Below are 14,688 nucleotides of genomic sequence, written 5' to 3'. Positions count from 1 at the left end.
GTTGCTCGGCTTTCACGAGTTAATTCATGCCATGAATCAATTTCAACCTTTTTTTCCTGATGGATAGTTTGGCTTTCTTGTTACTTCGTATTTCGGAGAGTGACAGAAGAGGGCTAAAGCCCAATTCACGACCGCCTGCGCCCCGGCAGCCGAAGCGATCACCGCCATTCCGGGTCTGATTTGGAAGGTTTGGATTTTCAATGAGGCAGAACAAACAGCAGGCGGCGTTTACTGCTTTGAAAGCACTCAAGCTGTGACTCACTATCTGGAAAGCCCTATTGTGGCTGCGCTGAACACCAATCCTGCCTTTAGCAACATTCGCACACAGCAATTTGGGGTGATTGAGTCTTTAACAGCGCAGACACGGGGACCAATTCCCACTCAGAGTTCTTTGCAGTCATAGTATCCCTCTTTCAAGAAACATTGCTATTTCTTAGGAGAGGGCTAAGGTAGAGCCGGTTCCTCAACTGGGCGGACGATTGCAGGTGTTGACTGTTGGTCTGGCTGGAAGATGGCTTGGAGGGCTTGATCAAGAGTTTGGGCCATAACAATCCGATTTTCGTAAACCACAATCACCCGTACTAAAGTTGGTAAGCTATTCTGTTCAGCTTCTAGATAGAGAGGTTCGACATAAAGAAGCGATCGCTCAATCGGAATCACTAAAAGATTCCCCTGAAGCGCCCGTGAGCCTTGGCGATTCCATAGCGAAATCTGTTGAGATATCACTGGGTCTTGATTAATCAAAGCTTCGATTTGTTCTTGGCCGTAAACCAACTGCTGTTTAGGGAACTGGTAAAGTAATAGCCTGCCATAGTTCTCACCATCAGAACGTCCAGCTAACCAAGCAATTAAGTTTGTACGTTGAGTTGGTGTGAAGGGTAGGAGCAGGATAAATTCTTCTGAGTCAGCAGCTGGCAGCTTCATTATCAAATAATATGGCTCTACCGCTCGCGGTTCACCACCATAAATCTCCTGGGGAACTTGCCATTGGTCTTCCCGGTTGTAGAACACCTGCGGGTCGGTCATATGGTAAGTCAGCAATCGCTCGGATTGAATGCTAAAAAAGTCTTGTGGATACCGAATATGGCTGCGTAATGCAGTTGGCATCGCATCTAAGGGTTTGAATAGTTTGGGAAAAACAGCCGCCCAGGTCTTAATAATCGGGTCTTGGGGGTCAGCGACGTAGAAATTCACGTCACCGTGATAGGCATCAATGACGACTTTGACTGAATCGCGGATATAGTTAAATTCGTTCTTGCCAGGGTCGGAATAGGGATAGCGATCGCTTGTTGTGTAGGCATCAACAATCCAGTAAAGGTAGTTCTCTGTTTTTTCCTCACTAGCATCAGCGACTACCAAATACGGATCGTGGTCGTAGCGTAAAAAAGGTGCGATCGCACGAATGCGCTGGTTAATGTTACGACGGAATAAGAGTTTACTCTCAGAAGAAATATTGCCAGTCAGCAGCATCTGCCAGTCTTTGAGATACTGAGCAAACAGCAACCGTCGCCACTGGGAATTTAAGCGCACACCACCCTTACCGTCGTAGGTGTTGTAGATATTTTCATCGCCACTGGGATAATCCAACTCCCTAGTTGTTGTTGACGACATCACATAGGTGTTAGTAATTTCGCCGTAGTAAATCCGAGGCTTTCCAATCGGAATACTTTCTCGAATGCGTTCACTCGACGTTGTTAAGGTACTAGTCTCATCAGCACCCGTACCAATATCTTTGACAAAGTAGTCTGGCAATCCACCAGGACCTACCGTATTAACAGGACTTAGGGTAAAACCAAAGCCGTGGGTATAAATTAAGTGTTTATTTACCCAAGTCTTTGCCTGTTGAGGAACAGCATTATAGTCTAACTCACGCGCAGCAATAAGGACTTGTTGCTTTTCAGTGTTTGTCGGTTGTCCGTTGTCCGGAGTTGGTTGTTCTGTACCACTGGCGACTGGCTCAACCTTGAGAGTATATCGGTCAATATCAGCGTCAGGAAACCTGTAGTAGAGGCGAATTTGTTGCAGTTGGCGGTTAGTTTCTAAAAGAGGGCGTTCGTCCCAAAGGCGGATATTGCGAATCGTTAGGTCATTCTCTTCTAAATCCGCGTTCGTGAGTTCACCTTCGGGGTTAAAGGTTTCAACGTTAATACTCTCTAGTTCAAAGGCTGCTCGTGTGAGGGCAATACTCCGTTGAATATAGGGTTGTTCTCGCGCCAGTTCATTCGGTTGGACAGCAAAGCGTTGCACAGCAGCAGGGACAGCTACACCAACTAGTCCGACCATCGCCAAGTACAGTCCTAATAGGATTAATGCTGTCTTACCGCTTGTCTTGCGGTATCTAAACCAGAAAATCGTTTGCAGCAGCAAGAAAATTGCGATCGCACCCGCCGCGACACTCAAAGCTGTATTGGCTGGTAATTGGGCATTGATGGCGGTGTAGCTTGCCCCATAGATAACCCCAATGGTGGAATAGAGTAATTCATAACGTGAAAGCCAATAGTGAAGAGCAACGCTTGCTGCGACAGTGCTACCTAACCCGTACAAGTGGCGCAACTGACTTTGAGAAAAACCAGGAAACTTACCCTCAGAGAAGCTATCAGCCGAGAGTAAATAAATCAGTGTGACGGCGATTAGACCAAAGACAAACAGTCCCCCTAACCAAAAGTCCAATAGCTGCCATACGGGAAATTTGAAGATATAGAAGCTAATATCATTGCCAAATAGTGGCTCTTTGGTGTTGAAGGAAGTGGGATAGAAATACTGCAAAATCTTGCCCCACTGTCCAGAGAGAAGCAGCGACCAAAACAAAGAAAGTACAGCAGCTATTGCCGTCAACCAAAACTGAGGCTGGACAATCAGTGCAACCACAACCGCTGTCAGTACGCCTAGTTGCAAAATTTCTGCTAATAAGGGTTGTAGTAATTGTTGTATGGCTCCCAAATCAAAGGAGGATGGTATCGGTGGCGTTGCAGCCGCTACAGACGCAATTGAGCGTGTTTCTAAATGAGGATGCCAAAGCGAAAGGGCGATTTTGCCGTAGTGCAGCAACATCAACCCTACGACTACACTGAGCAACAACACAACTGGCAAAAGCGATCGCAACCTTAGGGTAGCTGAAGTGTCAGAAGCCTTTTGTGGAAGTTGTAATCCTCTGTTCGTCCCGATTGGTCGGGGTATTGCCTCGTTTTCTGTCCTAAGTTTTGAATGGATGACTCCACCACCCTGACGAGGAGTGATCGAGTCGGAGTTTTGGATTCTTCTTGACAAGTTTGCTCTATTTCGTCCAACCCGTATTTCTTGGGCAATATCTGAGTGTTCAATCCCTAGAGGACTTTCTTTGGGATATTTAAGTCGGTTGGCGAGATACAAGTTACCGAGTAAAAATCCAGCCGAGATACTAGCAACAAGTACCCACAGACCAAATTGGGTTTCTAAGCGTCTGAGAAATGCAGCTTGATAGCCAACTTCCTGAAACCATAGGATTTCTGCTAGTAGGTGAGACAGCAAGTCCCAAGACAATGCGAGTCCTAGTAGTAAGACAATTGAACGAAAACTATGCTTCCAGAACCGTTTGAGCATTAACTGAAGGGAGCTTTCAACACAAGTTTCTAATAAATTCCCTCAATAATAGGGTGATGAGGGGGTGGGGTGATGAGTGAAAAACTCCCAAAGTTTATGTATAGCAGTTCTCAGTTACGCGCGTGTACATCAGAAAAACCTAACCCCCAACCCCTTCCCAGAATCGAGAAGGGGAGTAAGAATCAAAGCCTCACTCAAGAGTAGGAGAGAGGTTTTCCAGAGAGGTCAGAGTGTACCGCATCCAATCGAGAAGGGCTATATATTAACTTCCTACCTTCCTATCACCCCATCTTCCTACTTCCTTAGCTAAATTGTTCGCCTTTATCCAAGTTGAAGAGCATTTGCAGCGATTGCATAGCGAGGCGTCTTGCCTCAATGTCTTGCTGGGCACGTAATTGCACCATCGGGTCATGGAGAATTTTATTCACAATACCCCGTGTTAGGGCTTCGATGACCTCTTGATGTTTTTCAGCAAATTCTGTTCCCAGACGTGATAAGGCTTTTTCTAGCTCTTGCTCACGAATTGTTTCAATTTTGTCTCTCAGGCAGCTAATCGTGGTTACGGTTTCAAGCGATCGCCACCACACTTCAAAGGCTTCAACTTCTTCGTCCAAAAGTACTTCTGCTTCCAGTGCCATCTGACGACGGCTTTCTTGGTTTTGGGCAACAACAGCTTTTAAATCGTCAACGTTGAAGGCTTGAACATTGTCTAGCTCATTGACGTCTGCGGCAACATTTCGAGGCACAGAGATATCAAATAACATTACTGGTCGATTTGGCTCCAGGACAGCTTCGAGTTTTGCGCGATCGAGTAATGGTTCTGTCGCTGCCGTACTGGTAAACACCAAATCTGACTCCGCAATTACTCGCATCATATCCGAAAGCGAGTGCAGTTCTAGATTGGCATTGGCAAACTGTCGGGCTAATTCCTCAGATCGTGCCTGAGAACGATTCAAAATTGAAATATTAACAGCACCTTTGGATAGCAGGTGTTGCACCAGCAAGCGTGACATCTTGCCAGCACCCAAAATCGCAACTCGGCAAGCCGCTAAGTTTTGGGCTTTGATCTGAGCCAATTCTACAGCAGCCGAGCTGATCGAGACAGCACCTGTCCCAATGCTAGTTTCTGTGCGGACTCGCTTGCCTGCGGTTATTGCTTGTTTAAAGAGTCGGTTGAGCAGTCTACCAATGCCGTTGTACTGTTGACCCAATTTGTGGGTGTGTTTGACCTGCGCTAGAATCTGTCCTTCCCCTAGCACTAAGCTATCAAGACCAGCGGCAACTCGCATTAGGTGCATTACTGCATCCTGATGCAACAGGACAAACAGGTGTTGTCGCAACTGGTGTAAGGGAAGTTGACCCAGTTCTGAGAGAAACTGGCTTAGTTCTCGAACTCCTGCTTCAGTTTCCGTCGCAACAACATAGATTTCCAAGCGGTTACAGGTGCTGAGTATTGCTACCTCTTCAATGTGAGGATAGCTACATAGCTGCTGTACGACACTTTCCATCTTCGCTTCTTGAATGCTCAGTTTTTCCCGAACTTCAACTGGCGCTGTCTTGTGGCTTAGACCTACGACTGCGATATTCATGTGTTCTCCAACTATTTGTCGTCTTTTCGGTCAGATATCACGATGTTTGTAAAGAGACTCAGGGATGGTTGCAACCTGTCTAATTATCAGAGGTTAAGACCCGATTTCCCTAGAAAATGAAGTATTTAGAAAATATCGTTTAATTAAACCAGAGTACGGGCGATGTGCAACTTTAGAATTTTGATTTCCCATTTTCCGGGGCAAAGGAGGAAGCTAAGGCTAGACAATTTATGTCTTCATCCCTCTTTTCCCCTGAAAGGGGGGCTAATCAAAAGTTGCACATCGCTTCAAGTATGACCGTTGGGAATAGGCAAGGTTCTTTGTAGTGATAGATTCACGGGTTGAAACTATTCCTAGCCTAACAACCTGCACGGTACACAATTCTCCTCAATCCCCAATTTTTGATCATTGACTCAGGCTTCCGCACTCTTTAGGGGCGGTAGCACCTGTGAAGATAATCATTCAAGGGAAGGCAGAAGGCAGGAAGTAGAGGGCTTTTATGTTCCGTTCAAACGGGGATTGAAACCCTTGGCTACAATCCGTCGCTCCTATGCTCGTAGCATCGGCACCGGGATAAATCCATAAAAGCCTTCTGCCTTTTGCTCTCTACCCTCTGCCTTTCTTGGTTCAGCTAGAGGAGATGAGGGCGATCGCTTATACTCTGGCTTTCTACTAACTGCTGCTAGATAAGAGCGATTCAGTTAGTATCTATGATTCGGCGTTGCTCCTACCTCAGTTGTAGGGTCTTTGGCTGATCGAACATATGAATTGTGTCCACAAACCGAGCCGTCTGTGACTGATTGGAGATGACCAAGCTCTGAGTCCGCGCACCACCGTGGAAGAACCGGACACCTTCCATGAGGGTTCCAGGGGTAATACCACAAGCGGCAAACAGCACGGTCTTACCCGATGCTAGCTCGTCATCGTTGTAAACCTTATCTGGGTCGTTAATCCCCATTGAGCTGAGCCGCTCAAGGTTGCTTTCTTTGCTTTCGCCAATCAGACCCGTTTTCACGATCGCAGGGTCATAGATTAATTGACCTTGGAAGTGTCCACCTAAACAGCGCATCGCTGCTGCTGAGATAACGCCTTCGGGTGCAGCCCCAATACCCATCAAGGCATGGATATTAGTGCCCGCAAAGCCGCAGGAAATCGCAGCAGAAACGTCTCCATCGCTGATCAGTCGAACTCTTGCCCCAGCTTGGCGAATTTCCTTAATCAGGTCGTCGTGACGCTCCCGCTTCATGACGACTACCACCAATTCCTCAATCGAGCGCTCCAGGCACTCGGAGAGAATTTTTAGGTTTTCGGTTGCCGACTTGTTGATATCGACATGACCTTTCGCTTGTGGTGGTGCGGCTAGCTTCTTCATGTAGAAGTCAGGAGCAGCAAACAAACCACCTTTCTCGGCAATGGCTAGCACTGCCATTGAACCGTTCTGTCCATAGGCGACCAAGTTGGTGCCTTCGCAGGGGTCAACCGCAATATCAATCTCAACTAGCTCGTCTGGGTTGCAGTAGGCTTTGGCATCCTCACGGGTGCAGATGCCGACTTCTTCGCCAATGTAGAGCATCGGAGCGTCATCTCGCTCCCCTTCTCCAATGACGATGCGACCCCGCATATAGATTTTGTTCATCCGTTCCCGCATCGCTTCCACAGCCACTTGGTCGGCTGTGTTTTTTTCGCCTTTGCCCATCCACCTGGCGCTGGCGATCGCGGCTTGTTCGACAACTTCAATAATTTCTAAACCTAATGTATTTTCCACGACACCCGTTCTCCCAAATGCTTGATTTTGCGACGTTTTTTCTGGCTGTTCCAGTTTTCAAGTCTATCAGAGGGCATACCCCTGGAGACAAGTCTAGTCTGAGAGTCGTGTAAAGTTTTGCTGCAATTCATTTTCTAGCCTTCAGCCGTACTCCGAAAAAGTGTCACCTTGCTATCGTCGAGCGTAGTAGGGTTAAAACGGAGACATCCCAATGACAGCATCAGTTCAACCTTCTGCCGAACCAGTGATCGTTTACCCTGACAGCGACGGACAGCCGATGGCAGACAACACCAAGCAGTTTCGCTGCATTACAACAATTCAAGGAGGGCTAGACGCTCTGTTCAAAGATAATGCTGATATCTTCGTCGCTGGAGATTTACTTTGGTATCCCGTTGAGGGAGATAACAAAATTCGATTGGCTCCTGATGTCATGGTAGTTTTTGGCAGACCAAAAGGAGATAGAGGTTCTTATCAACAATGGCAAGAAGATAATATCCCTCCTCAAGTTGTTTTTGAAGTGCTTTCTCCAGGAAATCGCTTAGGTGAGATGGTCAGGAAACTGAGATTCTACGAACGTTATGGTGTGGAAGAATATTACATTTATGACCCTGACAACATTGATTTAACTGGCTGGCAGCGCTCTGGTGCGGAACTCACGGAGATTGAGTCGATGGCAGGTTGGGTAAGTCCACGTTTGGGGATACGGTTTGAATTATCGTCAGCAGAATTAGAAATTTATCGACCGGATGGGCAGAAGTTTTTAACCTATGTGGAACTAGAAAGACAAAGAGAGCAAGAACGACAGCAAAAGGAATTAGCTCAATCTAAAGTTGAGCGATTGGCAGAGAGATTGCGTTCAATGGGCGTTAATCCAGATGAGCTTTGAGAGTGCATAGCGGCTTACTCAACCACTTCATAATGGCTAGTCTACTATTTCCTACCGAGGCATCACATCATCTAACTGCAAACGCAACTCTGGCAAATGCTCTGAAGCGATCGCTTCTCCCAGTCGGTACCGTTGTTTTTGATAATCCTCACCCACAAGCCGACAAACTGTAAACGTTGGCTGCTTCGGTCTACCGATAAACTCAATCCCGCCGAGTCCCTTGTAATCCACAATCCAATATTCAGGAATACCGAATAGAGCATACTCCTCGACTTTACGAGCATAATCCGTTTCCCAGTTAGTGCTGACAACCTCAACGACCAGCTTAATGGAACGCCCCAGCGTAATTACAGGTTCTCGACTCCAAAGTGGTTCGTTTGATAGCACTGTTTCATCAAGGATGACAACATCAGGACGACGCGCAGTGGCTTCATTCGCAAAAGGACTCACGATGCAAGTTCTAGGAATCAGCCAAGGTAAGTTCTGCCGCTCAATCTCAACACTAATTTTTGTTGCCAGCTTCCCCCCAACCGCTTCGTGATGTCCCGTAGGTTCCATATCTATGAGTTCTCCATCAGCAAGTTCGTAGCGTGGGTTGTTACCGTACTGATTCAGAAATTCCTCAAAAGTCAGGAATCTTGATGGAGTATAAGCCATAAGCTACCTTCGCTTCGCCCTATCGTACCGAATCTTACTACAGGCTATAGGCTTGCTTTCTGTAAGCAGATGAGATCGCCTATGTAGTGGCACAGATTGACCGAAACGCGATCGCAAATCTGGTCGGGTAGGCATTGCTGTTCTAGGAAAAGAAACCCCCTTATTTAACCCACGTCGGCAGATTTGGTCTGAACACTTCATTATGAACTCCTAAAACGTGGAAACCACGTAGCTTCAGCACGCGAGTGGAAACGGAATTAGCGGTTTTAACCGCCTACAAACTGATATAATTATTGTTAGCAATGAACCAATCACTGCGCCGTTAACCAGTCGGTAGGCACTTCCGCGTGAGATACTTCACTGCAAGGTTTGCAGTAACGTCAGGGGTCTAAAATGAACGCAAATTGGGAAGCTATAAAACGAACCAAGACAACGGAATAGAAGTAGCGGGTTCTCAAGCTGAAACCTGCTTGAGGTAAAACTTCTAGGGTGAGTGTGAATATAGGCAAGCTCAATGGAGCAATCCGGAGAGTCTAGTGGCAATTGACACCGCCTTGATGCAGAAAGCTCTCGTCTAACCATCGAATTGGTGACATTGTATTGCATAAATACTTGACATGAATGAATGGTGAAAGCAATGAGGGTGAGTATGGTTCAAGAATTGACTATAGAGTCTTTTCTTCTTCTAAAGAATCTGCGTGTCTTTAGACCGCAGAGTGTCAAGACGCACCTCCTTACGCTATCCCTTAGTATTCTAGGACTGGAGACTATGAATATTCGTTTAAATTAGAATAACTTATACAAATACTTAGATCGTAAGAGTGGAAATCCCTCGCCTCCATCCGGACACAGTTGAGGAAGTCAAGCAACGGGCTGACATTGTTGATGTTGTCTCCGAACACGTTGTTTTACGCAAGCGTGGTAAAGACTATATTGGCTTATGCCCATTCCATGACGAAAAGTCACCCAGCTTCAGCGTGAGTCCAACGAAGCAGTTGTACTACTGCTTTGGCTGTAATGCGGGTGGAACGGCGATCAAGTTTTTGATGGAGGTGGGAAAGCGTTCTTTTAGTGATGTTGTGCTGGATTTAGCACGGCGCTATCAGGTATCAGTTCAAACCCTAGAACCAGAACAACGCCAGGAATTGCAGCGTCAACTATCACTGAGGGAGCAACTGTATGAGATTCTGGCGATCGCAACTGAGTTCTACAAGCACGTACTGCAACAACCACTAGGACAACACGCCCTCACCTATTTGCAGCAGACGAGGGGTTTAACAGAGGAAACGATTCAACAGTTCCAACTAGGGTATGCGCCGGCTGGTTGGGCAACCATCTATAAGTACCTGGTTGAACAGAAAGGGAAGCCTGTGCAACAGGTAGAGCAAGCGGGATTGATTGTGCCTCGAAAGGAGGGAAATGGTTATTATGATCGGTTCCGCGATCGCTTAATCATTCCAATTCGTGATACCCAAGGACGAGTGATTGGCTTCGGGGGGAGGAGTTTGGGGGATGAGCAACCGAAGTATCTCAACTCACCGGAAACTGAGCTATTTGATAAAGGGAAAACTCTCTTTGCTCTCGATAAAGCGCGTGACTCGATTAGCAAGCAAGACCAAGCTGTAGTTGTGGAAGGGTATTTCGATGCGATCGCCCTTCATGCGGCAGGAATTAGCAACGTTGTTGCCTCGATGGGTACTGCTCTGAGTTTAGGTCAAGTGCGGCAACTCCTACGCTACACCGAATCAAAGCAGATTGTCCTAAACTTCGATGCTGATGCGGCTGGAACCAACGCTTCTATAAGAGCGATCGGGGAAATTGCTAACCTGGCATACCAAGGGCAAGTTCAGCTACGGGTTCTTAATCTGCCAGATGGTAAAGATGCCGATGAGTTTCTCAAAGGCTATCGTGACGCTGCTGAAAAATATCGGAAACATCTACAGAGCGCTTCCTTATGGATTGATTGGCAGATAAACCAACTCCTGATTGGTAAAGATCTTAAGCAGGCAAATCAATTTCAGCAAGTGGCTGAGCAAATGGTGAAGTTACTTAGCAAAATTGACAACAATGATGCACGCGCTCATTACGTCCGCCACTGTGGAGAAGTGCTTAGCCGAGGTGATGATCGACTCGTACCTCTGCGAGTTGAATATCTATTTTCTCAAATCAAGAGACAAGGGCGACCTGGTAAAAAGGTAAATAATTCTCTTCCACCACTAAAAGATTCTTCTGAACGCAACCTTTTAGAACAAGCAGAAGCCTTACTTTTACGCATCTATCTCCACTGTCCAGAATACCGACAAACAATTATCGACACCCTGGAAGCGCAAGATTTGCTCTTTAGCCTCTCGCATCACCGCTTTTTGTGGCAGCAAATTTTAGAACTGCAAGCGCATGAGCGATTTGCCTTGGCGGCAGTGCCTGCGCGATTGTACAACGATACACCTGACCCATTGATTTCATTGTTGCAAGACCGCAGTCTTGAATTTCCCGATGAGATTGCGGCTGTTGCCCATCTCTTCCATTTAGACGAGAGGCGGCAAGAAGACCTTGTTCGTGCGCCACTACTGATTCGGGCAGCAGCGGCTTGTCTTGAGAAAGTATCCTGTGAAAAACATCGGCGTTATTGTCTTGAGCAGTGGCAAAAGCTAGACCCCTCCACTGATTTAAAACGCAGAGAGTATTACTGGCAGGAACTATACGCCGTTACTCAGCGAATCCTGGAACTAGACCAACTCCGTCAGTTCAACCTATCAGACATTATTGGAAGTGCGACAGCTTAAGTAGAGTCGAAGAGTTAGCAGATTGGAGAGGTTGAAGTAAAAACCTTTAACCACTAATCACAAAATAGCGTTTCACGAGTTTCGCGCCCAGTTGTGGGGTTAGTACCAGTAGCGACTTTGCAGAGTTGTTTTTGGACATCCTGACGAAACAGAACATCTGTAAAATCCGCCCCTTCAATATTTGCCCCATCAAACTTGGTGTTAAAGGCAAAAGCTCCTTCCAGGACAGCATTCTTCAAATTGGCGTTGGTTAAGCGGGCAGTGTCTAGAGTCGCATTACGGAGGTTAGCTCCCTCTAAGTTAGCGGATTCTAGATTGGCACTAAAGAAACTCACCCCTTCTAAATCTGTATGGCTGAGGTTGCTGTTACGGAGATTTGCTTTAGTAAAACTATCGTCGGTTAGTACACGACCTGAGAAATCTGCACCAACTAAACTTTCTCTGTTGTAATCTTCAGCTAGAACAGGGGAAGTGAAGCTAGTGAACATCCAGGCACTAGCCACCAAGAAGAGAACTAAACTAGACAAAATAGCTGGAAGACACAGACGTTGCCGACAAATCATACTGTTTTGAGGCACAAAAAGCCTTACTTTTGACAAAAATTGTTAATGAATGACTACACTAATCTTACCAGTAAGGAAGAGCCGTGAATCTATGGGCTGACCACACTCCAATGCCCGCAAACCAAACGCTTACTATAGGCGAATTGGGAGAACGGCTAGTGGCTTGGTGGTTACAAACTCAGAATGGAGTCGTCTTACATCATCGTTGGCATTGCCGTTGGGGAGAAATCGACTTGATTGTGCAACGACACCCAATTGAAGGAGGGGAGAAGTCTTCACGCGATCGCAAAAGCCCTGCCAAAGCAAAAACCTTTTTACCCTCTCACTCGTTCTTATCATTTGTCGAGGTCAAAACCCGCAGTCAGAGGAACTGGGATGCTGATGGTCTGTTAGCGATTACGCCCTCAAAACAAGCTAAACTCTGGCAAACAGCTCAGCTATTTCTCGCAGAACATCCAGATTTAGCTAACCGTCCCTGTCAGTTTGATGTTGCTCTTGTTAGCTGCCAGCGCCTATCTCCTCGTCTACGTCGTGATGAAACCGATACCTCTGCCTCATCAACAATTGATAAAGCGATCGCATTTCCACAGGTACAACTCGGTCAACCTGTACAAGTCGCAGGATATCGGCTTTGCTTGCATGACTACATTGAGTCAGCCTTTGATCGAACCTAATTCTGTCCTGTGGGCTTGACACGAAGCCTGTACAGTGTTCTGAAGTGCGATAGAGACAAGGGTACTGTCCAAAAATTGACCCCCGTTGCTCTCGTTAACCAGAGGAACAACAGAGGCGCTACAGGGGAAATAATTTTCCTAAAGTTCTGTTTTGTATAGGCGCTGAATCTGTATAAACAAGCGTAGCTTACTGGGTACGCCTGCTTTTGGATAATGTAGATTGGGTTAGAAGGTACAGTTCCAAGCCTTGAAGTGCTTGGAATTGCTACTTAAGCCAGAGTCTCTGGGCAGTATCCTAAGCCCATAGTGAACTGTTGGCGAAACGCTTCAATGTCGCTCTTGTCGGGACAACCATGAGAAACGACGGCGACTTGGTAGCGACGCATAACATCAATGGGTGATTGTCCTGTCTCTAGGCTCCAAAGCGCCATTTGCAAACGAATTTCGGGGTCGTAGGGAATCCCTAATTCGTTCATGTACGCCCGGAAGTTTCCATGCTGGTGAGGTGTGAGAGGACAGTTCATTTTGACCTTAATCACCCAGCCGTCAATCTGATGAATCACCGTCATCGATTGAACGGGTAGCTGGGGCATCGAGTTTAGATACTCAACCACTCGTAAAGTCAGACTGGCATTCGCCAAGAAGTAGAGGTAATCCATAGAAATGCTTGGCTTGAGTCCAAGGAAGTGCTATACCTTAATTCTTGCAAGAGGAACTGCTACGCGATAGGGGAAAAGCACCCGATATTGGATAGGGGACTCTACCCAATTTAGTGATTCATGGAGCGATAGTCGCTCAGTAGAATAACGGATGACAAGAATTGACAAAGACACGGACTCGTTGGATGCCCAGTCTCAACACCTGGACACCTCTATTACTAGGCAAGAGACTGAATGTGCCTCTCGTTCCTCTCACCTCTCGCCTCTTGCCTCTGAGATAGACGGCTTGCTTTCTAGCTATGACTATGAGCTTCCACAAGAGCGGATTGCTCAAACACCGCTCTCACAACGAGATAGTTCGCGTCTGCTTGTCGTTGATTCGCCAACTCACCACACTCACAGCATCTTCCATAACTTACCCGACTTGCTGCGATCGGGGGACTTGTTGGTACTGAATAATACCCGCGTTATCCCAGCACGGCTTTATGGCTGTAAATCTACGGGGGCACCTGTGGAGGTATTACTGCTAGAGGAGCAGCAGGATAACTGTTGGTTAGCTTTAGTTAAACCGGGTAGGCGTCTCAAACCAGGGGCAAAAATTTTATTTGAAGCGAACACAGATAGAACACAATCCCCCACCCCCACCCAATTAAGCGATGGGGAAACTCCCCCACTCCCGACACTTAATGCCACAGTTGTCGCAAGGGATGAGGCAACTAACGGACGTGTTCTACAGTTTGATGTTCCGACAGGAGCGTCTTTGGCGATGTTGTTGGAGCAATATGGTCAGATTCCTCTCCCTCCTTACATCACAAACACCCAAGCCTCACCGGAACAGTATCAAACAATCTATGCTCAAACCAACGGTGCGATCGCAGCACCCACGGCTGGGCTACACTTTACTGACGAACTCTTACAACGGTGTCAGGAACAGGGAATTCAGCAGACAGCAATCACTCTACATGTGGGTGTTGGGACATTTCGACCTGTGGAAGTGGATGATGTCACTGCTCACAAAATGCATCGTGAGTGGGTGGAGGTATCCGAGTCAACAGTGGAACAGATTCGAGAAACCCAAGCCAAAGGGGGTCGAGTCATTGCGGTGGGAACAACGGTAGTAAGAGCTTTGGAGAGTGCATCAGCCAGTGGAGAACTGCAACCCTTTAGAGGCAAGACAGAGTTATTTATCTATCCCGGCTACCAGTGGCGGACAGTGGACGGGTTGATTACGAATTTTCACTTACCCCGTTCGAGTTTGTTGATGCTAGTGAGTGCAATGATCGGGCGTGAGCGCTTGCTGGATTTGTACAAAGAAGCGATCGCACATGAATATCGCTTTTATTCTTTTGGGGATGCCATGCTAATTTTGCCAGAATCCAGGAAAGTTGTTACTCTTTAATCTTTGGTTGTTAGTCTTTGGTTGTTAGTTGTTAGACAACGTTTGGCAAGTTAGACACTATGAGACAAAAGCTCACGAACGAAGAAATGAAAATTCTTCTCCCCCGGCTTCCTCTGCTTCCCCTACCTAATTTC

At 46.8% G+C, this 14,688-nt stretch carries 11 protein-coding genes and 1 pseudogene; 5 read left to right on the top strand and 7 right to left on the bottom strand.

What is annotated here, in order from left to right; all coding sequences use genetic code 11:
• Window positions 1-127: 127 nt before the first annotated feature.
• Window positions 128-403: pseudogene (locus H6F98_RS07155) on the top strand (YdhR family protein); the annotation flags it as partial.
• Between the two features lie 41 nt (window positions 404-444).
• Here the strand turns inward: H6F98_RS07155 and H6F98_RS07150 are convergent.
• From H6F98_RS07150 to glpX, 3 genes are all read right to left on the bottom strand, one after another.
• A complete protein-coding gene (locus H6F98_RS07150; RefSeq protein WP_192217975.1) occupies window positions 445-3,579 on the bottom strand; it encodes a UPF0182 family protein in 3,135 nt (1,044 codons plus the stop codon).
• 302 nt (window positions 3,580-3,881) lie between these two features.
• Window positions 3,882-5,168 carry a glutamyl-tRNA reductase gene (locus H6F98_RS07145; RefSeq protein WP_192217974.1) on the bottom strand — a complete coding sequence of 429 codons (1,287 nt, stop codon included), beginning with the start codon at window positions 5,166-5,168 and terminating at the stop codon, window positions 3,882-3,884.
• 727 nt (window positions 5,169-5,895) lie between these two features.
• Entirely contained in the window at window positions 5,896-6,933 is a 1,038-nt protein-coding gene (gene glpX, locus H6F98_RS07140) for a class II fructose-bisphosphatase (protein WP_192217973.1), read from the bottom strand.
• Between the two features lie 211 nt (window positions 6,934-7,144).
• On the opposite strand from glpX, the gene H6F98_RS07135 reads away from it, so the two are divergent.
• A complete protein-coding gene (locus H6F98_RS07135; RefSeq protein ID WP_192217972.1) occupies window positions 7,145-7,819 on the top strand; it encodes a Uma2 family endonuclease in 675 nt (224 codons plus the stop codon).
• 51 nt (window positions 7,820-7,870) lie between these two features.
• Here H6F98_RS07135 and H6F98_RS07130 read toward each other — a convergent pair whose 3' ends face one another.
• Window positions 7,871-8,476, bottom strand: coding sequence for a Uma2 family endonuclease (locus tag H6F98_RS07130; RefSeq protein ID WP_192217971.1), 606 nt, complete (start codon window positions 8,474-8,476; stop codon window positions 7,871-7,873).
• A gap of 3 nt (window positions 8,477-8,479) precedes the next feature.
• Window positions 8,480-8,677, bottom strand: coding sequence for a hypothetical protein (locus H6F98_RS07125; protein ID WP_192217970.1), 198 nt, complete (start codon window positions 8,675-8,677; stop codon window positions 8,480-8,482).
• A gap of 620 nt (window positions 8,678-9,297) precedes the next feature.
• On the opposite strand from H6F98_RS07125, the gene dnaG reads away from it, so the two are divergent.
• Window positions 9,298-11,259, top strand: coding sequence for a DNA primase (gene dnaG / locus H6F98_RS07120; RefSeq protein WP_192217969.1), 1,962 nt, complete (start codon window positions 9,298-9,300; stop codon window positions 11,257-11,259).
• Window positions 11,260-11,312: 53 nt separating this feature from the next.
• Here the strand turns inward: dnaG and H6F98_RS07115 are convergent, their stop codons facing one another.
• Entirely contained in the window at window positions 11,313-11,822 is a 510-nt protein-coding gene (locus H6F98_RS07115; protein WP_192217982.1) for a pentapeptide repeat-containing protein, read from the bottom strand.
• Window positions 11,823-11,905: 83 nt separating this feature from the next.
• On the opposite strand from H6F98_RS07115, the gene H6F98_RS07110 reads away from it, so the two are divergent.
• Window positions 11,906-12,496, top strand: coding sequence for a YraN family protein (locus tag H6F98_RS07110; RefSeq protein ID WP_313929807.1), 591 nt, complete (start codon window positions 11,906-11,908; stop codon window positions 12,494-12,496).
• A gap of 269 nt (window positions 12,497-12,765) precedes the next feature.
• Here the strand turns inward: H6F98_RS07110 and H6F98_RS07105 are convergent, their stop codons facing one another.
• On the bottom strand, window positions 12,766-13,155 hold the full coding sequence (locus H6F98_RS07105; protein ID WP_192217968.1) for a hypothetical protein: 390 nt from the start codon (window positions 13,153-13,155) through the stop codon (window positions 12,766-12,768).
• A gap of 151 nt (window positions 13,156-13,306) precedes the next feature.
• Between H6F98_RS07105 and queA the strand changes: the two genes are divergently transcribed.
• Window positions 13,307-14,554, top strand: a complete 1,248-nt coding sequence (gene queA / locus H6F98_RS07100) for a tRNA preQ1(34) S-adenosylmethionine ribosyltransferase-isomerase QueA (protein ID WP_192217967.1) — start codon at window positions 13,307-13,309, stop codon at window positions 14,552-14,554.
• The last annotated feature ends 134 nt before the right edge of the window (window positions 14,555-14,688 follow it).

Source organism: Microcoleus sp. FACHB-SPT15 (genome assembly GCF_014849525.1).
Taxonomy (GTDB): Bacteria; Cyanobacteriota; Cyanobacteriia; order Cyanobacteriales; family Coleofasciculaceae; genus Symplocastrum; species Symplocastrum torsivum.
Note: the sequence above shows the minus strand (reverse complement) of the source record. Positions and strands in the feature narration are given on the sequence as shown.